This is a genomic window from Corallococcus macrosporus DSM 14697 (genome assembly GCF_002305895.1).
GTDB lineage: Bacteria > Myxococcota > Myxococcia > Myxococcales > Myxococcaceae > Myxococcus > Myxococcus macrosporus.
In genome coordinates, this window is record NZ_CP022203.1 from 6,435,967 (window position 1) to 6,458,217 (window position 22,251).

22 protein-coding genes are annotated in these 22,251 nt (G+C 67.6%); 8 read left to right on the forward strand and 14 right to left on the reverse strand.

Features of this window, described 5'->3' with window-relative positions:
* Nucleotides 1-31: 31 nt before the first annotated feature.
* From tnpB to MYMAC_RS38560, 4 genes are all read right to left on the reverse strand, one after another.
* Nucleotides 32-373, reverse strand: coding sequence for an IS66 family insertion sequence element accessory protein TnpB (tnpB, locus tag MYMAC_RS25710; RefSeq protein ID WP_013938504.1), 342 nt, complete (start codon nucleotides 371-373; stop codon nucleotides 32-34).
* The gene (gene tnpA, locus MYMAC_RS25715; RefSeq protein WP_082207158.1) at nucleotides 370-705 is read right to left on the reverse strand and encodes an IS66 family insertion sequence element accessory protein TnpA; all 336 of its coding nucleotides are present in this window, start codon (nucleotides 703-705) and stop codon (nucleotides 370-372) included. Before tnpA ends, tnpB begins: the two co-directional genes overlap by 4 nt.
* A gap of 186 nt (nucleotides 706-891) precedes the next feature.
* A complete protein-coding gene (locus tag MYMAC_RS25720) occupies nucleotides 892-2,187 on the reverse strand; it encodes a hypothetical protein (protein ID WP_157757554.1) in 1,296 nt (431 codons plus the stop codon).
* A gap of 307 nt (nucleotides 2,188-2,494) precedes the next feature.
* Nucleotides 2,495-2,833, reverse strand: coding sequence for a helix-turn-helix domain-containing protein (locus MYMAC_RS38560; protein WP_338025967.1), 339 nt, complete (start codon nucleotides 2,831-2,833; stop codon nucleotides 2,495-2,497).
* Between the two features lie 248 nt (nucleotides 2,834-3,081).
* Between MYMAC_RS38560 and MYMAC_RS36995 the strand changes: the two genes are divergently transcribed.
* Both MYMAC_RS36995 and MYMAC_RS37000 read left to right on the forward strand, forming a co-directional pair.
* A complete protein-coding gene (locus tag MYMAC_RS36995) occupies nucleotides 3,082-3,318 on the forward strand; it encodes a hypothetical protein (RefSeq protein ID WP_157757555.1) in 237 nt (78 codons plus the stop codon).
* A gap of 576 nt (nucleotides 3,319-3,894) precedes the next feature.
* A complete protein-coding gene (locus MYMAC_RS37000) occupies nucleotides 3,895-4,353 on the forward strand; it encodes a hypothetical protein (RefSeq protein WP_157757556.1) in 459 nt (152 codons plus the stop codon).
* 288 nt (nucleotides 4,354-4,641) lie between these two features.
* On the opposite strand, the gene MYMAC_RS25740 is transcribed toward MYMAC_RS37000, so the two are convergent.
* Nucleotides 4,642-4,836 (reverse strand): helix-turn-helix domain-containing protein, encoded by a 195-nt coding sequence (locus MYMAC_RS25740; RefSeq protein ID WP_095960002.1) that lies wholly within the window; start codon nucleotides 4,834-4,836, stop codon nucleotides 4,642-4,644.
* Nucleotides 4,837-4,962: 126 nt separating this feature from the next.
* A protein-coding gene (locus MYMAC_RS25745; protein ID WP_095957569.1) for an IS3 family transposase occupies nucleotides 4,963-6,542 on the reverse strand; the annotation gives its coding sequence in 2 pieces (ribosomal slippage) (nucleotides 4,963-6,063 and nucleotides 6,066-6,542; 1,578 coding nt in all).
* 665 nt (nucleotides 6,543-7,207) lie between these two features.
* On the opposite strand from MYMAC_RS25745, the gene MYMAC_RS25750 reads away from it, so the two are divergent.
* A complete protein-coding gene (locus MYMAC_RS25750) occupies nucleotides 7,208-8,374 on the forward strand; it encodes a hypothetical protein (protein WP_095960003.1) in 1,167 nt (388 codons plus the stop codon).
* Nucleotides 8,375-8,453: 79 nt separating this feature from the next.
* On the opposite strand, the gene MYMAC_RS25755 is transcribed toward MYMAC_RS25750, so the two are convergent.
* Nucleotides 8,454-9,374, reverse strand: coding sequence for a hypothetical protein (locus MYMAC_RS25755; protein WP_095960004.1), 921 nt, complete (start codon nucleotides 9,372-9,374; stop codon nucleotides 8,454-8,456).
* Between the two features lie 463 nt (nucleotides 9,375-9,837).
* Nucleotides 9,838-10,050, reverse strand: a complete 213-nt coding sequence (locus MYMAC_RS25760) for an RCC1 domain-containing protein (RefSeq protein ID WP_338026040.1) — start codon at nucleotides 10,048-10,050, stop codon at nucleotides 9,838-9,840.
* A gap of 363 nt (nucleotides 10,051-10,413) precedes the next feature.
* Here MYMAC_RS25760 and MYMAC_RS25765 point away from each other — a divergent pair, with 363 nt between their 5' ends.
* On the forward strand, nucleotides 10,414-11,157 hold the full coding sequence (locus tag MYMAC_RS25765; protein WP_013941769.1) for a hypothetical protein: 744 nt from the start codon (nucleotides 10,414-10,416) through the stop codon (nucleotides 11,155-11,157).
* 139 nt (nucleotides 11,158-11,296) lie between these two features.
* On the forward strand, nucleotides 11,297-12,208 hold the full coding sequence (locus MYMAC_RS25770; RefSeq protein ID WP_157757558.1) for a hypothetical protein: 912 nt from the start codon (nucleotides 11,297-11,299) through the stop codon (nucleotides 12,206-12,208).
* Nucleotides 12,209-12,404: 196 nt separating this feature from the next.
* On the opposite strand, the gene MYMAC_RS38565 is transcribed toward MYMAC_RS25770, so the two are convergent.
* From MYMAC_RS38565 to hflX, 3 genes are all read right to left on the reverse strand, one after another.
* Nucleotides 12,405-12,929, reverse strand: a complete 525-nt coding sequence (locus tag MYMAC_RS38565) for a DUF3175 domain-containing protein (protein WP_338025968.1) — start codon at nucleotides 12,927-12,929, stop codon at nucleotides 12,405-12,407.
* A 118-nt stretch (nucleotides 12,930-13,047) separates the two neighbouring features.
* Nucleotides 13,048-13,629: an imm11 family protein gene (locus MYMAC_RS25780; protein ID WP_095960008.1), complete on the reverse strand. Its 582-nt coding sequence runs from the start codon at nucleotides 13,627-13,629 to the stop codon at nucleotides 13,048-13,050.
* A gap of 75 nt (nucleotides 13,630-13,704) precedes the next feature.
* Nucleotides 13,705-15,135: a GTPase HflX gene (gene hflX, locus MYMAC_RS25785; protein ID WP_095960009.1), complete on the reverse strand. Its 1,431-nt coding sequence runs from the start codon at nucleotides 15,133-15,135 to the stop codon at nucleotides 13,705-13,707.
* A 132-nt stretch (nucleotides 15,136-15,267) separates the two neighbouring features.
* Here hflX and MYMAC_RS25790 point away from each other — a divergent pair, with 132 nt between their 5' ends.
* Both MYMAC_RS25790 and MYMAC_RS25795 read left to right on the forward strand, forming a co-directional pair.
* A complete protein-coding gene (locus tag MYMAC_RS25790) occupies nucleotides 15,268-16,176 on the forward strand; it encodes a CPBP family intramembrane glutamic endopeptidase (protein WP_095960010.1) in 909 nt (302 codons plus the stop codon).
* Nucleotides 16,177-16,216: 40 nt separating this feature from the next.
* Nucleotides 16,217-17,122, forward strand: a complete 906-nt coding sequence (locus MYMAC_RS25795) for an RluA family pseudouridine synthase (RefSeq protein ID WP_095960011.1) — start codon at nucleotides 16,217-16,219, stop codon at nucleotides 17,120-17,122.
* Nucleotides 17,123-17,135: 13 nt separating this feature from the next.
* Here the strand turns inward: MYMAC_RS25795 and MYMAC_RS25800 are convergent, their stop codons facing one another.
* Together MYMAC_RS25800 and MYMAC_RS25805 are read right to left on the reverse strand one after the other, a co-directional pair.
* Nucleotides 17,136-18,122, reverse strand: coding sequence for a hypothetical protein (locus tag MYMAC_RS25800; RefSeq protein ID WP_157757559.1), 987 nt, complete (start codon nucleotides 18,120-18,122; stop codon nucleotides 17,136-17,138).
* Complete coding sequence (locus MYMAC_RS25805; RefSeq protein ID WP_157757560.1) at nucleotides 18,119-20,191, reverse strand: hypothetical protein; 2,073 nt, start codon at nucleotides 20,189-20,191, stop codon at nucleotides 18,119-18,121. The genes MYMAC_RS25800 and MYMAC_RS25805 overlap by 4 nt, the downstream gene beginning before the upstream one ends.
* Nucleotides 20,192-20,338: 147 nt before the next feature.
* On the opposite strand from MYMAC_RS25805, the gene MYMAC_RS25810 reads away from it, so the two are divergent.
* Complete coding sequence (locus MYMAC_RS25810) at nucleotides 20,339-21,544, forward strand: IS701 family transposase (protein WP_095961506.1); 1,206 nt, start codon at nucleotides 20,339-20,341, stop codon at nucleotides 21,542-21,544.
* A gap of 23 nt (nucleotides 21,545-21,567) precedes the next feature.
* Here the strand turns inward: MYMAC_RS25810 and MYMAC_RS25815 are convergent, their stop codons facing one another.
* The gene (locus MYMAC_RS25815) at nucleotides 21,568-22,068 is read right to left on the reverse strand and encodes a hypothetical protein (protein WP_095960014.1); all 501 of its coding nucleotides are present in this window, start codon (nucleotides 22,066-22,068) and stop codon (nucleotides 21,568-21,570) included.
* Between the last annotated feature and the right edge of the window lie 183 nt (nucleotides 22,069-22,251).

The window sequence follows — 22,251 nt, forward strand, 5'->3', positions numbered from 1 at the left end:
TGCCCCCGCGCGGTGGTGCGCCTGGCGCCTCTCAATGTGGGCGAGGGCCCCGCCTGGGCGCCTCCACGCGCAGCCCGTCCAGCAACTCCTCCAGCACGTGCTCCTCCACCGCCAGGCTGGTAGCGCCTTCCTCCAACCCTCGCGGCACCTGGAAGCAGCCGGTGTCCAGCCGCTTGTAGAAGAGGCACAGCCCCGTCCCGTCGTAGAAGAGTACCTTCAGCGCCGTGCGCCGCTTGCCGAAGAAGACGAAGAGGGCGCCGCTGCGCGGCTTGCGTCCCAGCCTCTCCTCCACCAACCCCGACAGCCGCTCGAAGCCCCAGCGCAAGTCAATCGGCTCCAGGCCCAGGAAGATTTCGACGCCGTGCGGAATCATCGCGCCCCGCCCCGGCTCGCCGCACCCAGCGCCGCCAGCGCTACACCCACCGTCGCCACGTCCGCCCCCGCCGGCACCAGCACCCGCGCCCCGTGTGCCTCAATGACGACGAGTCCTGCACCCGGTGCGGCTTCGACGCGGGCTGGGGACGAAACCAGCCTCACCAGCGGCACCGCCGCCTCCTCTTCTCCACGCCCCGCCTTCGCCAGTCGACTCGACCACCGGTACAGCGGGCTGGGCGTGAACTCCTTCCCACGGCAGTACTCCTCCGCGCTCAGCCCACTGGTGCGCCACTCCTCCACTCGCTTCTTCCACAGCTCCGCATTCGCCATGCGCGCCACCTTGCGCGCTCCGGCTCATCCCCTCCAGACGGGGCTCGTGCAGCGGATACGTCGACCTCAGGCGCACATCCTGAGGCCGTTCGAGAATTACGATCCTTGGTTTAGAGCCCCACCTTCATCCCCGCTTCGGGCCGTTTCCACCTCGGTTACCGAGCCTGTGCAGTTGCCCTTAGGGCTTCACTGACTCTTGGCCAAACTCGCCAGCTTTGGCGACGAGCGCAGGAAGAAGAGAAGATACGGGTCGACGATCGTCAACGTCTCGACGCTCGCATTCTCGTCCCACTCGATAATGCGCTGGGCTGGGTAAGCATTAAGAGCGATTGTGCTGATCTGCTTACATGCCTCGGCGTAGCTGCTACCAACCGGGGTTGTCCCGCCCGCACAGACACTCTCGATGCGCTTGCCGATCTCGGCCCATGGGAAATCCATCCGTGGAGGATTGGCAGCAATAGCCAGCAGCACGGCCCTGTAGACGTCGCCTTTCGAGCCCTCCTTGAATATGAACTCCTTCCTTTCGGTGCCGCGCGTCTTCGGCCCTTGATGCATGTGCCCAACGAGGGAGCTGTAGTCGCACACGGTCGAGGTGGACTGGAGGATACGGCGCTTCAAACTCGCGTTGAGTGTCAGCGACGCCTGCTTCGCCTGCTCCTCCTCAGTGCCGGTGATGAAGCAAGTTTGGAGGCAAAGCGACTGCATGATCTGCGGTGACCCGCATGCCTCGGTAGCAAAATACATCGCGTCGACATCGGTGATCGTCACGTTCAGTTTCGTGAAGCCGACGCGGGCGATTTCAGCTAGCTGTTCCGGCCCCCAGAAAGCAGTGTCGATGTTTGCCGTGCGCCCCCTCAACTCCGGATTTGACCGGACAACGTCATCAGCGCGATGCGGAACCGACGCAACACAGATCCGCACGCCACGTTCGGCCGCTGCCTTGATCTGCTGGGCAGCTGCGACCTGCACGTCGCGTCCCATGTAGTGAAAGTCATCGACAAAGATGACAAACGCACTGCCAGCGATCTCCTTCTCAACTTGCGCCAGCCCCCGGCGCTGTGACGTCGCAGAGGTCGCCTCCGATTTAGCCTTGGAGTATTGGTACCCGGCCTCACCTGACGCCTCAGTTAGGAACGGAATCCCTGCCTTTCCGCCGCCTTTGACCGAGGCTTGATGCGTCGAGGTTGAACCCGACTGTGTGACCTCACTGTGTGGTACCTCCATCCAGTCGAGGACGAGAGTCCAGAGGTCCTCCGGCTCCTTGATCATCGCGCCAGATATCTGGATCAGGTTGTCCTTGCCCACGACCTTCTCCACGAGCACGGTTTTCCCAGACTTGGAGGGCCCCGAGAGGGATACCACCTGCTTCGGCGTTGCGAGCGCTCGCCGCAGTCGTCCTTCGAGATCCTCCCCTGCACGCGGGATGTACGTGTGAGCAGGGAAGTCGTTGGGAGTGAAGACGTCGGTTGCTTTCAGCAGCATTGCATACCCTTCCTCACAGAGAGCCAATTATGCACGGGAGCATAAGACAATTTGAGGCCCCGTCGAGGGAAGCTGGTGCGGCGCGGTGGAGGACGCTGATGCCGGGGGCGAGCAGGGCCGTGCGCACAAACGGTGCGGCCCTCTTGGGTCACGAGCCCGTTCCTAGCCGCCATCCCAGCAGGTGACCATTATACTTGCGCGGCTTGGTGGCCACGGCTGGCAGCGCGTGGCCCGCGAGCCAGGGACGGTGCGCGGAAAGTTACGGTTCCCGCCATAGGGCCGGGAACCGGGAACCAGCGGCCACGCGTCAGCGCGCCCCCCGGGCGAGAAGCGCATCTAGCGACGCTGCCGGGATGCGAATGGAACGCCCGACCCACACTCGCTCCAGTTCCCCGCGTTCAAGGAGCGCGTAGACGGTGGCCCGGCACACGGCCAATTCCTCCGCCACCTCGCGCACCGTGAGCATCGGGGGGGCCACCGGCCGCACCAAATTCCGCACCACCGGCGCACCACGCCCAGTCGAAGCCGTGGAAACGGTGCCAACCGGCACCGCCCCAACTCCCGGAGAAACCCCAGTCCTTTCCGCAGGTTGCGAAGCGCTGCCAGGGCCTGCGAGCCCCTGCCAACCGGCCCCACCCCGGCTCATCCACCGTCGCGGCAAAGGCGGGGCCTCCTCCTCCAGCCCCGGCTCCGCCCCTGCTTGAGGGAACGAGCAACGGCACCTGGTCCACGGCCTGCTCGTGCTTCGTCTGCCGCCGGGCCAGCAACCCGTTGAGGAGGGAAACCAGGAACTGGCTCACCGCGAGCGCGATGAGGGAGGTCTCAATCCAGGGGGCATGCAAGGCGAATCGGCGTGGCGTTCCCCGGAAGCCAGGGAGGGGTAGAGTCCCGGGAATGAGCTCACTCAACGCAGCAACGCAGGTGTACGTCGGGTCCCGATGGGTCGAGAATTCCGCTCCCGCGGGCGGTCCCTGGACGGTGACGGACGTCGACTTCAAGGGCGTCGATGTGCCCGGCAAGGGAAGAGTTCACCACCTCACGCTCGCGCGCGGACCGGACGAGTCCCTCCGAATCACCACGGCCACCCTGATGGCCAGCTACACGCAGGCGCCAGAAGACGTGAAGGCGTGACGCGGCGCCGAATCCCCTTGCCAACGGCAATGCCCATAGGAAGGAGGAGGGCACTGTTACGGGGAGCAGCCCGGGGCACTGCGGGGCAAGTGGGCTGCTGGAGGGGGCCCCCAAGCCGATGCGCCTTTCCGGTGGAGCAACCATGCAGCCCCCTTTAGGCCCCCCCTACCAACGCCGTGTTCCCAGGGGGACTCGGCCGCTGGCTGGCGCGCCTTGGCTACGGCTGGAGTGCGTTCACCCCCACCACGCGCTCTGGGGGGCCCCTGCGCCGGGGCCAAGTGCGCACTCGCCGTGGGCAACCCCAGGTGCTCCAGATTCGCTCTCCCCCCTCCTGCTCCCTTCACGTACGCGAACACCCGCCGCCTGCCTCCACACCTCAAGCACGCGAACACATCCAGGGCGAACGTCCTGCGCAGCAGCCCGGCCCAGTCAAAACGGGGCGTGCGCTCCTTCCTCGGCTCCTCCACCGTCGCAGCAAAGGCGAGGCTCTCCTCCTCCAGCCCCGGCTCCGCCCCTGCTTGAGGGAGCAAAAAATCAATGTACTGGATCAAAAAATAATAGCCCCTGGAACTCCCGATGACTGAAGAGGAGGAACAGACCGCTAGTGAGCTTCTAATTCTTGCAGTCATTCTCGCAATACCCACTGGGGGAATTTCACTATTACTTTGGCTTGGAGCATTTCTTATAGACTTCTTCTCTTCACAAGATGCAGCCAAACCCGCCCCCACTGTCCCCAAACAAAAGCATACTAAAAAATCTATGGCCTACTTCTTCAAAACAATCTTCTGGTCTTTTGCAGCAGCTATCGTCATCACCATTGGCTTAGCTGCTATAAATGCGGTTCCAGGTGGAGATGCTTCTGGGCTAATTGTAGCAGGGCTACTTTGGATTATCATCTCGATAGCCACATTCAAACTCAACAACTCAACTAAAGAGCCTGAAAGACTCCAAGCAGAGCAAGAGATCAAAACTAAGATAGCTGCTCTTGAAAAGGAACTTCAGGCACTAAAAGCCAAGTCTTCAAAGGGGCAATGAGTAATGAAAGGCAATGAAAGCTGACATAGCGGGATGCCCTTAATACAAAAAGAAATTTGTATGGCAGGCAGTCCTTCACCGCCTCGTACAGCACCGTCCCCTCCGGCTGCCTCCGCCGGTACGCCCACCCGCGCTCCTCCACCCGCTCCTCCCCTGCCACACCTTTTTCAGGGCACACGCTACCGTTACCCGCCCACGGGCCTCGGTGTACGGAATGACGAGGCGCAGTGCTCGTGCGGTCTCGGTTCCCGCTATAGAGCCAGGAACCGGGAACCACCAACCGGAGCATCAACGCCGCCCTCGGGCAAGGAGCGCCTCCAGCGACGCGGCCGGGATGCGAATGGACCGCCCAACCCACACCCGCTCCAGTTCCCCGCGTTCGAGGAGCACGTAGACGGTGGCCCGGCACACGGCCAACTCCTCCGCCACCTCACGCACCGTGAGCAACGGCGAGGCCACCGGCCGCACCACGTTCCGCACCACCGGCGCACCACGGCGAGTCGAAACCGTGGAGGCGGTGCCAACCGGCGCCGCCCCCGCGCACTGGAGAGTCTCAATCCTTTCCGCAGGTTGCCGGTGAGCGTCAAGGTAGTTGTCGCGTGAGAGAGTTCAACCGATGCGCTTCAACTCCTGCACTGCCGGGGTGGGGTTCGGGGAGGGGTTGAGGCGCACCGGGCCTGCCGGTGTCCAGTCTCGAGTGTGGCGGCTCCATCGCTCAGGATGACGGGCTTGGGCGCGCTGGTACACCTGATGGCGCCGGGCGAGCAGCGCCGTCTCGCGACTGAAGTGTCTGTCGTCAGGCGTGACGAAGCGGATGGCGGAGTGCAGGTGCTCGGTGTTGTACCAATGCACGAAGCGCGTCACCCAGCAGTGCGCGTCCTCGACGGATGCGAAGGGGCGCCGCGGGAAGCTGGGGCGGTACTTCAGCGTACGGAAGAGAGCCTCGGAGAAGGCGTTGTCGTCCGAGACGCGGGGCCGGCTGAAGGAGGGCGTCACGCCCAGCCATTGCAGGGTGGCCAGCAGCGTGGCGCCCTTCATCGGGCCGCCGTTGTCCGAGTGCAATACCAGCCCCTCGGGACAGCCCGCCTCCTGCCAGCAGCGGCGGATGAGGGCCGCGGCATGCTCGGACGACTCCTCCTCGTGTACCGCGAAGCCCATGATGCGCCGGCTGAAGACGTCCACCACCAGGTACAGGTAGAGGAAGGCTCCCTTCACCGGGCCCTTCAGGTAGGTGATGTCCCAGCTCCACACCTGATTGGGCCCGGTGGCCAGGTGCTCGGCCCGGAGCCTGGGCGTGGGGGCCCTGGCGCAGCCTCGGTGGGTGAGTTGCCCCGCCTCGCGCAGCACCCGGTAGATGCTCGCCTCGCTGGCCACGTACTCGCCCCTGTCGGCCAGCCGGGGCACAATCTGCTTGGGCGAGACGTCGCGGAACTCCTCGCTGTTGGCCACTGCCAGGATGCGGCGTCTCTCCACTTCCGACAGCCGGTTGGCGGGCCGGGTATGCGGACCGCACCTGCCGTCCTGGGCCGTTTCGGGCTTCCTCCAGCGCTGGACGGTGCGAGACGTCACCCCGAGTCGCTCGCAGACGGCCTCCAGCCTCACGCCCTTCTCCAGCGCCTCGTCGACGAGGGCAAGCGTCATTTCTCGCGCCTCTCGTCCACTGCGTCGTCCTCGTCTTCCGGGGACTTCTCGTCCCAGCCCATCCCCTGAAGTTTTTTTTCGAGCACCAGCAGCGCCGCCGTCTCGGCCAGCGCCTTCTCCTTGCGCCGCAGCTCCCGCTCCAGCTCCTTCACGCGCTTCTCCGACGAGGCCAGTCGGCGACGCTGGCTGGCCGTCAGTGGCCCGGAGGACTCGCCCGACAGGGCCCCGGCAGCCACCTGCCGCCACTCCTTCAACTGCGCCTCGTGCAGCCCCTCGCGGCGCAGCAACGCCCCCAACTTCTCACCCTCAAGCCCCTGGGCCACCACCAGCACGCGCAGCTTCTCCTCGGGCGTCCACTTCTTCGGGCCAGCGGGCTTCTTCTCCTCGGGCGGCGGCGTCATCGCCGCTACCCTACGCGCCTCGCGCAACCACTGCGACAGCGTCGGCTGCGAGACTCCCACCTGGCGGGCGAGCGCCGCAGCACTCACCGCGCCTGGCCCCACCATCCGCTTCACCATCTCCGCCTTGAATGCATCCGTGTACGACACAGCTACCTGCCTGTACTCGCCCCCGGGGGTGGTCAACTCGGCCGGTCAGCCGAGGCGACAACTTCCCTGACACAGGGGGTTGCGAGGCGCTAACAGGGCCTGCGAGCCCCTGCCAACCGGCCCCACCCCGGCTCATAACCGATTGGTCCCTGGTTCGAATCCAGGAGGGCCCACTCCCCTCAATGCCTTGCAGTGCTCCGGGACGCGCTCCGGAGACGTCTGCCCATTGAACGGCATCTGCTGAGTTCCGCGCCACCAGCGCACCATGCGGGCCGCCCTCCCACGAGGAGCGCGGCAGGGTCCTGGACCAGGTGTGGCGCTCATCCTGAGCACGCTCCGAGGGGAGCCGGGTGCTCACCCAGCGGCCAAGCTCCGAAAATGGGCTGAAATCAGGAGGGGGGCTGCTGGCGGCTCAGGATGAGCGCCACACCCGACGCGCGCTCGTGGCAGGCGCCTGCTGGCTCCCATGACCCACCTCCGCCGCCAAGGAAACGCCTGGGCCGCAGCGGGGGCCATTGAATGCGTGGCCCCCTCCGCGGCGCGGCTCCAGGAGTGCGCCTATTACCCCTTCCTGGAATTGCCCCGCCCCAGGTGCTGGCCGAGTATAAGCGCCCTTTTATGGAGGAACTTGGATGTCTGGAGTAACAAGAGTATCTGTGCTGTGTTTGGTGCTGGCATGCTTGGCGGCGTGCTCGTCGAGCGAGGAGCGCGGGCAGTACCGGGTGGAGGCCGGCGACCTGGGAGCAGGCGCCCAGCGCATCCGCGTCAGCCGCGACGGCAAGGGCGTCACCGACGCGCGAGTGACGGTGAACGACGTGCTGGCGGCGCACGAGGCGGAGGGCACCTACGTGGTGTCCGAGCCCGCGTCGATGCCCTCGGGCAGCCGCGTGAACCTCTTGATTGTAGCGGGCGATGACACCCTGCAGGGCCAGGCCGTGGTCCCCGCCGCGCCGCACATCACCGCCCCGGCCGCCAACAGCCTCTTCTCCCACACCGAAGACGTCGCCGTGGAGTGGACCGCCGAGGGCAGCCTCGCCGGCTTCGCCGTGGTGACCACCGCCGGCAGGGACGTGAGGACCTTCGAGGCGGGGGGCGCGGACCGCCGCTTCGTCATCGCGAGCCAGCAGCTGCCGTCCAACGCGGGCGTCGAGGTCACGGTAATCGCCCGCGCCCGCGGTGTGCTCGCCGGCCCGGTGACCGCAGATTCGTCCTTCTCGGTGCGCAGCGAGGCCGCCAACGCGGTCGTCTTCCGACGCACGACGCCGCTCCAGGTCCTCGGAGGGGACATGGGCGAGCGCTGGCAGCACGTGCGAGTGACCGCCGGCGACGACGTGGTGGAGGACGCGGTGCTCACCCTCAACGGCCAGGCGGTTCCGTACGATGGCGATTTCGGTACCTACTCCACGGAGCTGGGTGTGCAGGCCGGGGGCGAGCTGCGCCTGGAGGTGTCGCGCGACGGAGCGCTGTTCGGCGTCGCCACCGGCCTGGTTCCTGAGCCCCCCACCGTCACGGCGCCCTCGAATGGCGACTCGTTCACCGCCACGGCCCCCCTCACCGTCACCTGGAGCAGCAGCACGAATCCGGACCGCTTCAAGGTCGGCGTGAGCTGGTCTTGCGGCGAGAACTGCTCGACGGGAGAGCAGTTCGACGTTGCCGGCACGGCGCGCACCTTCGACCTCCCGGGTGACGCGCTGCCCACGAACACGGACCTGAGGCTGTGGGTGTTCGGGTACAACGACGGCAACTTCGTGGGCCACTTCACCCCGGACTCGCGGATGAACATCCGCGGCGAGAGCCTGGCGGTGCAGGGCGTGCGCATCACGTCCAACTGAGCCGCCCGCGCTTCGCGCGCCCCTGTGGTGGGCGCGCGAAGCCCCGTCCTCACCGCGAGCGCGCGCGGCGCCAGGGCGCTTACGACGTCGGCGGCACGATCTCTCGTGCCGAGGGGTAGGCGAAGTCGACCCGCCGCCAGCCGTCCACGCGGAACGTCGTCTCCCACCCGGCCCACGTGGCCGCCCGATTGTAGTGACCGGTGCTCTCTCCGTCGCGGTCGTCCCATTCGGTGAAGAGGCGGAACTCGTTACGCGGGGTGCCGGAGGCGTCGAAGGGCTCGGTGTCGAGGAACAGCAGGTTCCGGGTGCCACCTTCGACCAGATACGAGACCACCTTCACGCCGAGCCAGCGGCCTTCCTGCAGTTGGTAGTCGAAGGAGGGCGCGAGCGAGAGGTGGTCGTAGGTCGGGTGGTCGAGCTCGCGGAAGGCCTGGGGCGAGACGCCGCCGAACGGGACGTCCATCCCGACGCAGCTCGATCGCGCCACCTCGGGCTTGGTGTGCTGGCCGCCGCGCATCTTCCAGGACATGGAGTGGTGCGTACCGTTGTCCTCGTGGACGCGAACGTAGACGGTGGCCTCGAAGTTCAGGAGATCGTCCGGACTGCCGATGAAGCCGTTCTCAGGGGCGCCGTCACGCCAGGTGAAGGACTGCTCGCCGCCGCCGGGACGGAGGTGGAGCCGCACCGTCTTTCCGGCGGGCTTGCCGCTCGCGTACGTGACGCGGTGGCCGCTGGTCGACCAGTAGGGGACGCCGGCTTCGAAGCCGGGCGTGGCCTCGTCGCCTTCCATGTCGAAGAATGGCTTGGAGTCGGAGGGGTCGCCGTCGCCCAGGTGGAAGCTGCTGCCGGAGGGCTCGGAGGGGAACAGCATGCCCACGCCGCCCGGACCGACCTCCGCCACGGGAGCGGAAGGAGTGACCGGGGCGGCGAGCGCCGGAGCGGCGGTGCCAAGGACGAGCGCGGAGATGAACGAAGCTCTGAAGACGTTTGGAATCGTCATGGGTGACGCGAACCGCGTGCGGCGCCGAGCTCATCCCGAACGGGAGGCGGTGGTGCGTGCGGGGAGGTGAGCACGCGGCTTCATGCGCGGTGTCCGTTCGACTGGCAGCGCCCGAGGACGACGCCCCCGCGTCACCGTCGCGGGCGCGCAGGGCCCCCGAAAAGAGTGAAGCCAGGCCCCCGGCGACCCTCGTCGCCCGGCATCCTGGCTTCACTTCAGCTCAGCGTCCCTCCCCGCTTAGGGAGAGTTCCGTCGCCCGGGAGCGACGTGGCTGGCAGGACGTGCCATCGCCAGGGAGCCAGGACATGGACGGAGCCAGCCCGCAAGCCCCCGCCTCAATCCAGCGAACATGGCCCCAGAGCCATCGAAACGCCTGCGCCTCACCTGGTGACGAGTTGGCGCCCGAGCTGCCGCTGAACGACGCGCATCCGGTGGTGCCGAGCCCTCGCTCCGATGGGACGGTTCAGGTCCCTTCCTGGACCATCACGTTGACCGGCATGGGGCGGTCCGCGGTCGTCCCGTCCCCCACCTGACCGAGGTTGTTGCGGCCCCAGCCCCAGACGGCGCCGTCCGGGCGCATGGCCACCGTGTGGAAACTGCCCGCTGCAAGACCCCTCTTGCCCTCGCGCAGCGCGAGCGCCGCCGTCCCGGCCGGGCAGCAAAGGCAGCCAGCGATTCCGGGAGAGAGCTTTCGCGCAGACGTAAGATTCCAGACTTATTGCAATGGGTGCCCCCCCACGCGCGGCGCATCAGACGAAGGGGGACTCGGTTGAGGGGGACGAGCAGGAGCAGCGGGGACCTACCTCGAAGTCGAAGCGCCTCGCTCCCCGTCAGGATGTTGCGCACCGCCGGCAGGAACCACAGGTGCTTGCCCGCCGCACCCGCGAACCACTGGGAGGCAAGGAGCTCCCCGCCCCCGAGACTTCCGGGGCGAGCTTTTTCGCGTCAGGATTGAATGTGCAACCGGCGCACACGTCGATGCGCCACTCCGCCGGGGCTCCCCAGCGCGGACCCATTCCCTCTCCAAGGAGCAAAACGCATGAAGCGGCTCATCCAGGGGCTGTCCCTGACGTCTCTGTGTCTCTCGCTGGCGGCTTGTGGTGCCAACAAGTTCTACACGCTGCCCGTCGCCTCGAATGACGCCTCGGCGACCAAGACGTCCATCGGCGTCTGCGCCCTGGAGAGCGGTCTCGAGTCACAGTCCATGGACGACACGGCCATCGCCGTCACCTACGATGCGAACGCCACGATGTATTACCGCTACAATGGGGACGACGCGTACACCTTCCAGGTCTCCGTGGACGACAAGCAGGTTCCGCCGGCGGAGCTGGAGGCGAAGCTCGCCACGGTGCGCAAGAAGGGCGAGGAGCTGTACCTCTGCGCCCAGGACCGCATCAACCCGCGCTTCGTCGCCGCCCCTCCCCACGCGCCCGCGCAGACGAACGTCACCATCAACCTGAACGCCCCGGGCGAGCACTCGCGGGACGCCCTGTCCGCTGGCGCGTCGGTGTCGACAGACACGAACACGGCCGCTGCCTCGACGACGTCCTCCTCCGCGTCGGTGGACCTGGGTGGGGACACCTGTGCCCGCGCCGTGGACTGCTATGCGCGGCTGGCCCAGACGGTCTGCGAGGGCGCGCGGGACTGCAGCTTCAAGGTGGAGGTGTCCGGCAACGACGAGGCGGGCTGCCGTGACGCCCTGCTCCGCGTCCCGGACCTGCTTCAGCCGTTCAAGATGATTCGCCCCAACCTCTCCGCGCCGGCCGTCTGCCGCGCCGAGTAGTCCGCTGGAACAGCCCGCCTCCGGTGCCGAGCCGGAGCGCGGGCGTCAGCGCCCTCCGGCTTCCCGGCCCGTGAGGCAGGCGGAATGGACTACCTTGGGCCCTCTCGCAGTGAGCCGAGGCGGGACGGGACAGGGTGCCATGAGAGCGACACGCGGACATGTGCTGCTGGGACTGCTGGTGTTGGTGGGGCTGACGGCCGCGGGCATCGCCGGGGTGACGCTGCGCTATCGGGCCCCGCATGCCCCCACCCTGGGGTGGCTCGTAGGCGGGCTGCTGCTCGCGACGTGGAGCGCGCGGGCCTTCTGGAAGCGCGACGCCGACGGCGCCGCCAGGCTGTTCTTGTTCTGCTTCGGGACGCCGCCGGTCGTGCTGGGCATCTGGATGGTGGTCACCTCCGATTTCAGCGGGCTTCCACCGTGGCTCGCGCTGGGCTGCGCGGTGGTGACCGCGTTCATCGGGGTCCGGATGTGGAAGGCCTGGCATCGGGAAGAGGTCTTGCCCAACGTGTTGTTCGAGTGGGCCCGGGCCGAGGACATCCTCGAGGTCGACGGCGTGCACTTCGCCGTGAGACTGGCCGTGGCACCGCAGGGCTCCGCGCCGCTGGAGCTGCATCTGATGGCGCAGGGGTGCGTGGACGCGGAGCGGGCGCTGACGCTGAAGCTGTCGGGGCCCCCCGAGTCGCGACTGCGCTACCCGCGAGAGACGACGGTTCACCTGGAGGCCGGAGAAGTGGGCCTGCTCATCGTGCCGCTCTTCCCGGTCCCAGGGGCGCTGGCCCCCGGCAAGCTCTCCTTGCGGCCCAGCGCCAGGGGGCCCGCGGCGCCACGCCTGCGTCACTGGCGCGCGCGGCGCTATGAAGGCCCCATCCATCCCGTGCTGAGCGTCCTGGGACTGTTCGCGGGCATCCTCGCGTGGGGTGGCGGGGTGCACGTCGAGGTGGCGGGGGTGTCGGAGGTGAAGCCTCCTCCATCCCTGCTCCCCGAGGCGCACTGGAAGGTGCTGTGGAGGCCGGGTGCGGAGGAGCTTCAGCAGGCCCGCGCCGCGTCCTGAGCGCCAGGCGCAGTGGCGGCTCCGGCCCAGGCCGGCCACCAGACGCTGGCCCCGGCCCGGCGTCGCGTTGGAGCTGCACCGCCACCAACGCTTCTTGAGCGCACGAGGTAGCCGAGGGCGACGGCGGTGATGGGGCGCAAGGTGCTGGCGCGTCCGGGAAGGCGCCGACGCCGCGGATGCGACGCGTCGCATCGCATCAGGCGGGGGGCGTGCCCTTCGTTGGCCGGCCGTAGAGTCTCCGGAGCTCATCCTTCGCCTGCTCGAGAGCCTGCCGCCTCTCCGGCGTCAGGCCGCGGCCCGCGCGGTTTTCGAAGAACGTGAGCATCGACATGGCGGACTGGAAGGATGAAGCCTTCCGTCGGCGGCTTTGTTCCGCCGAGCGCTTCAGTGAGCGGGCGATGTCTTTCGGGGCCCGCGTGAAGACGCCCGCTTCGAGGTCGAGCGCGTTGCTCCGCTCCGTCACGTCACGGGACCATCGGCGCTCCTGGGAACCTGCAGCCGGCGCTGGCGGCGTGGGCATCCCAGGCGCTTCCGGTGACTTCGCGCCGCGGCCCTCGGCCTCTGCCCGGGTCGGGCGTGCCCGCCGGGATGTTCCCTTGCTTGTGCTCACCGCCGAGGACTCCGGAATGCGGCATCGCCACGCCCCGGACGTCACGTCCCGCGGCCCGACACCTGCTGGCCCTGTTCTGTCTGTCTTGATGCTGCTCATGACGTGAGGCATCGGCCCGGCGCCGTGTTCCACGCGGTGATGGTGCGGCCGGCCCACGAGGGCCTTCAGAAGCGGCTGCCAGGCTCCTCGCCCCGGCCAGTGAGCCCACGCGGGGTGAGCTGTCGACGTGTCAGATCATGCCCGGCTCATATTCGTCATCGGTGATGAACATGAACCCGGAGAGCGCCGCCGCTTCAATGGCTTCCTTGATGCGCCTGTGAACAACAATCAGCATGAGGTCCTCACGCAGGCGGCAGATTCCATGGCCCTGGAGCTTGTCTTCGCTCAGGCGCATCTCCCTGATTTGCAGGACGTTTCCGCGGTTGGACATCACGACATCCGACCGGTCCAGGTCGAGTCCGCTCACGATGCCAACGATGTTCGCCACCTTGTAGGGCAGCTTTTGCCCGGTAGGCGCGTAGACGACCTCCGCATCGAAATATTGGACGTTGTCGACGCCAAGCTCCTCGAGGAGCTCGATGAACCGCTGTGAAAACAGGAGGCTCCGCGAGGGACCATGGATGTCGCACGGAGGGAAGTCGGAGGCGTCCTTCGCCTTCTCGTCCACGGACAGGACGATGGAATAGCCCTGCTGTACGCCGCTCAGGAGAAGCCCGTCATTCACCTGGATGTCTGGGCCCGAGATGACGCGTGAGGTCGGCCCCGCCCAGGGGGGACTCGCCAGCATGATGTAGAAGTTCTTGCCTGCCATGGGGACCTGGTGACGATGCATGTTCCGGGCGGGAAGGAGTTCGAATGCGGCCGCGTCGCGGACAGCCCGGGAAACCTACCCCTGGAACAACTGGGTGAGCTTCGCGATGGCCCCAGGAAGGCCCCGCACGCGCAGCCGGCTGCCGCTCTCGTCATAGGCCTGGGACACCACCGTGGTGTGCTCGTAGACCTCGCTGATGCGCCCCTGCTGGGAGTAGGGAATCACCAGGTCCGCCTCCACCATCGAGGACTCGAAGAAGGCGATGATGCGCTTTCGCAGCATCGCCACGTCGTCCGGCAGGTGCGCGGAGAGCATCAGGGCGTCCGGGTGCTGCGCGAGCAGCGCCTCCTTGGCCGCCGCGTCCAGCCGGTCGGCCTTGTTGAAGAGCAGCCTGCTCGGTACGGCGTCCGCGCCGATTTCCCGGAGCACCGTGCGGGTGACCTCCAGTTGCGCGGCCCACGTGGGGTCCGACGCGTCCACCACGTAGAGCAGCAGGGACGCTTCCAGCGCCTCGTCCAGCGTGGAGCGGAACGACGCGACCAGGTCATGCGGCAGCTTCTGGATGAAGCCCACCGTGTCGGAGACCAGGATGCGCGGACGGGTCTCCGGTTGCATCGCGCGCACCGTGGTGTCGAGCGTGGCGAAGAGCTGGTCCGCGACCAGCACCGTGCTGCCCGTCAACGCCCGCATCAGCGAGGACTTGCCCGCGTTCGTGTAGCCCACCAGCGCCACCCGCAGCAGGTCCCTTCGCGCGTAGCGGCGGTGGTCCTGGTCCTTCTGGATGGCCGCCAGTCCCGCGCGAAGCTCCGCCAGCCGGTCGCGAATCCTGCGGCGGTCCAGCTCCAGCGCCGAGTCACCCGCGCCACGCCCCTGCTGCCGCTCGCGGCCTCCGGTGGATTCGCGCAGCCGGGGCGCCAGGTAGTTGAGCCGGGCGATCTCCACCTGCATCCGCGCCTCGTGGCTCTTCGCGTGCCGGTGGAAGATGTCGACAATCACGCCCGCGCGGTCCAGCACCACCGCGCCGGTGGCCTTCTCCAGGTTGCGCAACTGCCCGGGCGACAGCTCGTGGTCCACGACCACCACGGTGGGCCGGGGCGCCGCCTCGTCGTCTTCTCCCGACGGCGGAGGCGGCAGCGCGTCCTCCGGCTCCACGTCGTCGGCCTCCGCTTCGGCGGCCCCGTCCTCGGGGGCGGGCTCCGCGTTGGCGGCGGCCTCCCACTTCTCGCGGGCCTTCGACGTCCGGTCGCTCGCCCCGGACGAAATCACGCCCGGGCCTCCGGTGAGGGCCGCCAGCTCCTTGAGCTTGCCCGTCCCGAGCACCGTGCCCGTGGCCAGCCGCGTCCGCTTCTGGGACACGGTCGCCACCGTGTCATACCCCAGCGTGTGCACCAGCCGGCGCAGCTCCGCGAAGTCCGCGGCGTGCTCTTCGTCGGAGACGCCCGGGAGCTGGACACCGACGAGGACGGCACGTGGACGCTCAGGGAGGGTGGAGATCGCCATGCGCATGCTCGTAGCACGTCGGGCCGCCCCGCGACGGGGTGAGTCCACGCCCCGGCCCACAACCGAGGGCGAAGCCGGTAGCGTGCCCGGAATCCCGCGAGGCCCCTGCCCCGTGGCCCTGAACTGGAGGAACACCCCGTGCGTCGTGATGTCGCCGTGCTCCTGGAGAACGCCCCGCCGCGGCGCCGGGCCCTGTCCGAAGCGGCGTTCGTGTTCCTCGCCGTCCTCGGGCCCTCGTCGCCGGGCCCCAAGGGCCAGGTCGTCCTGGCCGTGCTCACAGGGGTCCTGCTCGCCTGGGGGCTGGCCCTGCTCCGCCCCTGGGAGCCCACGCGCGCGGGCGGCTGGCTGGGCATCCTGGGGCTCCTGGTGGCGCTGAGCGGCACGGGCGCGGGCGCCTGGGTCGCCAGCGCGGCGGAGCTGGAGAGGGGCTTCTCCCTGTCCATGGCGCCCCTGTGCGTCCGCGCACTGGGGATGATTCTGCTGGTCGCGGTGCTGGTGTGGCGCGACGGCCAGGGGCTCGCGCAGGTGGGGCTGGCGCGCGAGGGCTGGGCGAAGGAGCTGCTGCTCGGCGTGCCGGTGCTCGTCGCCACCTACGCGGTGCACCTCGCCGCGTCGGTGCTCATCGGGGCCGTCGCCGTGGCGCTGGACCTGGCCGACAAGGAGCTGCTGGCGCGCAAGGGCGTGGCCGCCGCGCTCATGGACACCGGACTGGGCGTGCCCGCCTTCGCGGCCATCATGGTGCTGGTGACAGGCTTCGAGGAGTTCGTCTTCCGGGGCTTCCTCGTGCCCCGCCTGCGCGTGGTGCTGGGCCGCTGGGTGCCCGCGGTGCTGGTCGCGGCCGTGCTGTTCTCCGTGGGCCACTTCTACGAAGGCACGCTCGCCGTCTTCCAGACCTTCGTGCTGGGGGCCTGGTTCGGGTTCGTCTTCTGGTTCCGGGGCCGCCTGCTGCCCCTGCTCGTCGCGCACGCGGCCTTCAACACCATCAGCTTCGCGCTGATGCTGTGGCTGTCGAAGTCAGGCTTCCTGGACAAGCCGCCGCCGCTTTGACGCGCTCCCACCGCGAGCCCACGCGGTGTAGGGTGCGCGGGTGCTGCTCAATGATGGCTATGTGTATCGCGAGAAGCTCGGGCGCCAGCCGGGCCGCAGCGCGCTGGCCCATCTGACGGACACGTATCGTCACTCCTCGGAGGAGGAGTGGCGGGCACGCTTCGCTCGGGGCGAGGTGCGGCTCGACGGCGTCGTCGCGGACGGCTCGGAGCCGCTGAGGCCAGGGCAGTGGCTGTGCTGGCACCGCCCACCGTGGGAAGAGGAGGACACGCCGCGGTCCTTCGAACTCGTGTACGAGGACGCGGAGCTGGTCGTCGTGGTGAAGCCGAGCGGACTGCCGACCCTGCCCTCGGGGGGCTTCCTGAAGAACACCCTGCTCTCCTTCGTCCAGGCACGCTGGCCCGAGGCGGTTCCCCGGCACCGCCTGGGACGCGCGACGTCGGGCCTCGTGCTCTTCACCCGCACCCGCGAAGCAGCCGCGCGGCTGGCCCGTGATTGGCGCGAGGGCCGCGTGCACAAGCGCTACCGCGCGCTTTCCCAGGGACTCGCCGCCCAGGAGTCCTATGACATCCGCGCGCCCATCGGGTTGGTGCCCCATCCGCGGCTGGGCGAGGTCCATGGTGCCAGTGCGCGGGGGAAGCCCTCACACAGCACGGCCCGGGTGCTGGAGCGGCGCACCGAGCACACCCTCTTCGAGGTGGACATCCACACGGGGCGCTCCGAGCAGATCCGCATCCACCTCGCCTACATCGGCCACCCGCTCGTGGGAGACCCGCTCTTCGCCGTGGGCGGCCTGCCGCTGGCAAAGGACCCCGGCCTGCCCGGCGACGGCGGCTACCTCCTGCACGCGGAGTCGCTCACCTTCCGGCATCCGCGCTCGGGCGAGCAGGTTCAGCTTCAGGCGCCACCCCCGCCCGAGCTCCGCGTCCAGGACGCCTCGCGGTAGCGAGTCCCCGCGCCTATGGCTGTTCGAGCTGCAGCTCTTGAGGCGACGTCACCTTCAAGGGCGGGGGAGCTGGTGGCCTGCGAGCGCTGGCCAACCAGGCCGGGTGATAGCCGACGTAACGCGTCGAATCGATCTTCGCGCCGAAGTCGCGGAACACCTTCTGGGCCTCATCGGGAAATTGCTCGACGCGCCACCAGAGCTCGGTCCTCCAGTCGGGTGGCCAGACACCGCGATACTTCAACCCCGGATGAAGCAACTGCGGGTCCACGCGCGTTCCCCAGCCGATGGGCGGCGCCCACACCGTGACGCCCAGGAGCCTGGCCAGGAGCATCGCGTATGTCTCTTCGATGGAGTCGAGGATGTCCTCGCTGCGCGTCTGGGTGGGCTCCTTCGCCTGCTTCAACACCATGCGGCGATTCTCCTTCGCCGCATCGCAGCCCCACATCTTCACGAACGCGTCGCTCGCGAACGCCGACCAGAATCGCAGGCCTTCGGTGCCCGCGAGCGGATTGGTCCCGAAGAAGTCGCGGCGCCTCGGCTCGGTGTCGTTCGGATGGCGCGGCTCGGCGAGCGGTCGCAGCGGCGGCTTGCCCCCTTCGTAGCAGTGCTCCCAGATGATGGGCTCGGAGTAGTCGCCGTGGGTGAAGAAGTGCAAGGCGCCAATGCTGCTCGGCTCCTGCGCCTTCACCCAGTCGTACAGGTTCAAGATGGTTGGCTTCTCGGGCCCCGTCGCCTCGAAGGCCGAACCGTCGGGGCGCGCGTCGAGCAGGTGCACGCGTCTCAGCTCGACCTCGTGGGTCGGCCTTCGCCTGGGCGGCCATCCCCGTGCCGGTTGCCACCCCTCCCAGGTCTTGCGCTTGCCCGCGGGCATGTCGAAGTACACGAGGTCGTACTGGCGGGAGGTGTCCTGCTCCCGGCGCGGGTCGAAGTGAAACATGCGCCACGGCCGGTCTTCGCCAATCTGGCCGCCCCGGACGAAGACCACCTTCTCCCGCCTCATGGCTTCGGCTCCCACGTCCACTTCTCTTCATCCACGAGCTGCCACTGCGGGAGCTCCGCGTTGTCGCGCAGCAGGACGAGCGGCGTCGGCACGCGGATATCCCAGGGCTCGCCGACCTTCTTCTCATTCTCCGGGGCGTCGGTCCGCGCACGGATTTCGTCGAGGATTGACAGGTACAGCTCGCTCGAGATTTGCGGCGGCGCGCCCGCCCCATTCCAGAGCTTCCCTGTTTCGAGGAAGTGCGTGACGGCGAGCTCGAAGCCAGGCCTCACGGGGACCACGACGCGCGCCGCGCCGGCTTGCAGGAAGTCGCGGTACTCCGGGTCGGCGTTTTCGACTTCGAAGCGCTCAGGCCACTTCGCGCGGCGCCCCCAGAAGTAGGGGTAGAAGACGTACTGCAGTTGGTCCCATTCGAAGCTCTGTTCGAAGAAGCGGATGAAGCTCCCCTCGGTCTCGGCTTCCTGGAGGTTGAAGGTCGGCGGCGCGCCGTCGCTCGTGGCGTTGAAGGCGGTGTAGAACTGCTTCGTGATGATGGAGATGCAGTGCTTCTTCAGCTCGCGGAGGAGCGTCCGCTTGTTCTCGCCCGGCGAGGGGCCGAACGGCTGCTTCGGCTCCGCCGCGCGAGCTTCGGCCTTGAGCTTCTCGACCTTCTGCTCCCACTCCTGCAGGCGCTCGAGGTAGCCCTTCTGGATTCGAGCGGAGGCCTCCTGCTTCCAGCTCTTGAGCAGCTCATTCGAGCAGACGCACTGCAGGCGCGCGCTGACCGCATAGGTGTTGGACTCGTACGCGAGCACATCGATGCCGACTTTTCCGCTCTCGGGCAGTGAGCCGCCGTCCTCCAGGAAGCCTGAGAGCTTCATTGGAGGGCTCGTCCACTTCACGTAATGATTGCTACCGCCGTCGAGCGTCTCCGCCTTCGAACCATTTCCGATCCAGGTCAACGCCTGGCCAGCCACGGTGACGCCGAGAATGGGATGCGGGACGTTGGTGAGCGCCATCGCGCCCACCGTGAGCATCTGGGGGACGTAGCCGGCCGGGACCTGGACCTCGAGATGAATCACGCTACGGGGCGTCTTGCTTTCACTTCCTTCTGCTTCGCCATGATAGCCGTCGGCGGCGAGCATCACGTACTGCACGGGCGGTGGCGGAACGTCGGTCACGCCATAGAGCTGCGTCCACTTCGAATAGGAGTGCTCGTCGATGACGGCGTTGAACTTCTCCGGCGCGGGAGGGAGCTCAGATGCCGGTTCGCCCTCGAGGAGCGACCAGACGTACGAAGCCGGCTCCGGGATGACGAAGTCGAACATCTCGCGCAAGCCGTAGTTGAAGACCTGCGCCTCGTAGACCTTGTCGAGGAACTGGTAGATCCCGCGGACGTGCGCACCCGTCTGGTTGTTCAGTTCGTGGAGGTTCGTCTCCTCGGTCTCCTGGGTGAGCTTGCGAATCCGCTGCTCGTGGGTCTTCTTCGTGATTTTGTCGAGCGAGCGCTCCACGATGCCGTGCGCGAACTTCGACGCGTTCTTCTGTGATTGCTCCTGCGCGAACTTCTCCTCCATTTCGAACTGGTTGGAGAACTCGACCATCGTCCCGTACTTGACGGAGACGCTCATGTCGACGCCGTACTGCATCTGCTGCGAGAGGGTGGAGGCCGTCTCGCGTTGCAGTTCGAAGCGGTCATCGGTCGTGAGCTCATGCGTCTCTTCGTGGACGACCTCGCTCTCCGTGGTGTACGTGTCCTCGGTCTTGTCGAGCCGCCGGTGCGACCGCGACTTCTTCTCGCCGCTCACGATGTTCTCGACGTGCGCGATTTCAGCCGACTCGTAGCGTTTGATCTGCTGCTTCACGATCATCAGGTCGGCGACGCCGGCCGCTCTCACCCGAGGCACGCTGAGCTTGTCCTGCGGAGCGCCTGACGCGGGTGAGCCCGCGCGGGTGGCCGTGAGGCCTTCTTGCGCCGCGGGAGCGAGCGGCGTGACGAGCTGCCGACGGAGCAAGGTCGCGAGCGGCATCTTCTGGGTCGGGGCCCGCAGGTAGTCGTACACGCGGTAGAGGTCTTGCAGCGCACTCAATTCATCGGGAACCCCGCTCGAGGCGTAGTAGCACTACTGCGTCAGGGGTAGGCCGAAGGGGGAGTGGGTGATGGAGGGCTGGGCTGGCAGGTCATGGTTGCATCTGCCACCAGCGGCCCCACTCATGAAGGAGATATGGACACCTTCATGAACGCCGCTGCGGTGCAGCGGCTTGAGAGGTACTTCCAGCAAATCGGCGAGGTGCTGGGCGAGGAGAGCCGACGCGGCTCGTTCGCCCTCTACGCCATGGGCCTGCTGGGCGAGGGGGAGCGCAAGAGCGTGGAGCCCATCGCCGCCCGGGCGTGTCCGGACCCCGAGCGGGTGGATGCAATGCACCAGCGACTGTTGCACTTCGCAGTGGACTCGAGGTGGAGCGACCGGGAGGTGCGGCGCCAGGCGGCGAGGTACGCGCTGGAGGCGATGACGCGGCGGGAGTCGGTGGAAGCGTGGATTGTGGACGACACGGGCTTCCTCAAGCAGGGCAAGCACTCGGTGGGTGTCCAGCGGCAGTACACCGGCTCGGCGGGGAAGGTGGCCAACTGCCAGATTGGCGTCAGCCTCAGCGTGGCCACGCGTACCGAGCACCTGCCCCTCGACTTCGAGCTGTACCTCCCTGAGTGCTGGGCCAACGACGAGGCGCGCCGCCGCGAGGCCCGAATTCCCGCCGAGGTTTCCTTCCAAACCAAGCCTCAACTGGCGCTGCGAATGATTGAGCGGGCCGTGGAGGACGGCGTGGCGCCGGGTGTCCTCCTGGCGGACAGCGCCTACGGCAACTCCAGCGACTTCCGTGCGCGCCTTCGCGCGCTGGACTTGCATTACGCCGTTGCGGTGGCTGCGCAAACGGGCGTCCGCCTCCTGGACGCGAAGGGCCGTCCTCGAAAGGACGCGCAAAGCGTTTCAGACCTGGCCTGGCGCATTCATGAACGAGGCGGCTTCCGACGGTGCACCTGGCGCCAGGGCACGCAAGACGCCTTGTCAGCACGCTTTGCCCTGCGCCGCGTCGTCGCCGCGGGCGTCTCCCAGCGCGAGCAGGAGCCCCTGACGTTGCTCATTGAATGGCGAGACGGCGAGCCCGAGCCCGCCAACTACTTCCTGATTTCCCTGACAGAAGGACGAACGAAGCGGCAGCTCATCCGTCTGGTGATGCAGCGATGGAGAACCGAGCGCGTCTACGAAGACCTCAAGGGGGAGTTGGGGCTGGACCATTACGAAGGCCGCCGCTACCCCGGCTGGCATCACCACGTCTCCGTCGCGCTGTGCTGCTACGCTTTCCTCGTGGCCGAACGCACGCGGCGTTTTCCCCCCTCGGCCCGAAGGGCGGCTGAAGCCCACGCGCAGCCCCTCTCGGCCTGAGCGCCACTTCCACGACAGCTTCATCACCGCACGACTCGCGATGGCGCGGGTGATTGCCACCTGGTTGCCGCGCTGTCCCACCTGCCACCGCGCCAACCAGCACCGCACCTCTCGTCGCCTGCTCGGCCTCCCCGTCCACCCCTCGGGCCCCTGACGCAGTAGTGGTAGCTCGCGAGCAGGGTGTCCGAGAGTCGCGTGAGCGACGCTGCGACCTGCAGCGTCTCCGTCTTGCCGAGGCGCTCGAGCAGCTCATCCGTCGTGGCATCGGCTTGCTCGCGCAGCTCTTCGATGACCGCGATGACCGCGGCTGCACCGGGCAGGTCCGCGACCCCGCGCACGGTCTCCGTACCGCTCTGCAACATGGCTTCCGCCGCGGCCATGCGCGTCCCGACTCCCCGTACGCCTTCGAGGCGCGCGGCGAGACTTGTCTTCAAGAGCGACAGCGGCTTCTTGGCTTTCGCCGGCGTGGGCGGCCGGAGCTGGATGAAACGAAACACGTCGTTGAAGGAGTTGCTCCGTGGCATGGCGACCTCCTGCTGTCGGGTTCAATGGCGCCCAGTCGCGCTTGAACTCAAGAACGGAAGTCGCCGTCCATTTCCCTCACCGCGGGGTCAGTACGTCATCCCACACTCATAACCCCAGCGAGGCATGTAGCAGTCGCCCTTGTGAGGTGTGTTCCCAGGCGCGCATTTCCCCAGCACCTGTGG

Bases quoted from the DNA above. Each gene is read 5' to 3' on its own strand.
- MYMAC_RS25720 (WP_157757554.1), bottom strand. From the start codon at position 2,187: ATGCTGCTGAAAGCAACCGACGTCTTCACTCCCAACGACTTCCCTGCT.
- MYMAC_RS25815 (WP_095960014.1), bottom strand. From the start codon at position 22,068: ATGCCACGGAGCAACTCCTTCAACGACGTGTTTCGTTTCATCCAGCTC.
- MYMAC_RS25765 (WP_013941769.1), top strand. From the start codon at position 10,414: ATGAAGCGGCTCATCCAGGGGCTGTCCCTGACGTCTCTGTGTCTCTCG.
- MYMAC_RS38565 (WP_338025968.1), bottom strand. From the start codon at position 12,929: ATGCCTCACGTCATGAGCAGCATCAAGACAGACAGAACAGGGCCAGCA.
- MYMAC_RS25800 (WP_157757559.1), bottom strand. From the start codon at position 18,122: ATGAGGCGGGAGAAGGTGGTCTTCGTCCGGGGCGGCCAGATTGGCGAA.
- MYMAC_RS25755 (WP_095960004.1), bottom strand. From the start codon at position 9,374: ATGACGATTCCAAACGTCTTCAGAGCTTCGTTCATCTCCGCGCTCGTC.
- MYMAC_RS37000 (WP_157757556.1), top strand. From the start codon at position 3,895: ATGACTGAAGAGGAGGAACAGACCGCTAGTGAGCTTCTAATTCTTGCA.
- MYMAC_RS25810 (WP_095961506.1), top strand. From the start codon at position 20,339: ATGAACGCCGCTGCGGTGCAGCGGCTTGAGAGGTACTTCCAGCAAATC.
- MYMAC_RS25770 (WP_157757558.1), top strand. From the start codon at position 11,297: ATGAGAGCGACACGCGGACATGTGCTGCTGGGACTGCTGGTGTTGGTG.
- tnpA (WP_082207158.1), bottom strand. From the start codon at position 705: ATGGCGAATGCGGAGCTGTGGAAGAAGCGAGTGGAGGAGTGGCGCACC.
- MYMAC_RS36995 (WP_157757555.1), top strand. From the start codon at position 3,082: ATGAGCTCACTCAACGCAGCAACGCAGGTGTACGTCGGGTCCCGATGG.
- hflX (WP_095960009.1), bottom strand. From the start codon at position 15,135: ATGCGCATGGCGATCTCCACCCTCCCTGAGCGTCCACGTGCCGTCCTC.
- tnpB (WP_013938504.1), bottom strand. From the start codon at position 373: ATGATTCCGCACGGCGTCGAAATCTTCCTGGGCCTGGAGCCGATTGAC.
- MYMAC_RS38560 (WP_338025967.1), bottom strand. From the start codon at position 2,833: ATGAGCCGGGGTGGGGCCGGTTGGCAGGGGCTCGCAGGCCCTGGCAGC.
- MYMAC_RS25780 (WP_095960008.1), bottom strand. From the start codon at position 13,629: ATGGCAGGCAAGAACTTCTACATCATGCTGGCGAGTCCCCCCTGGGCG.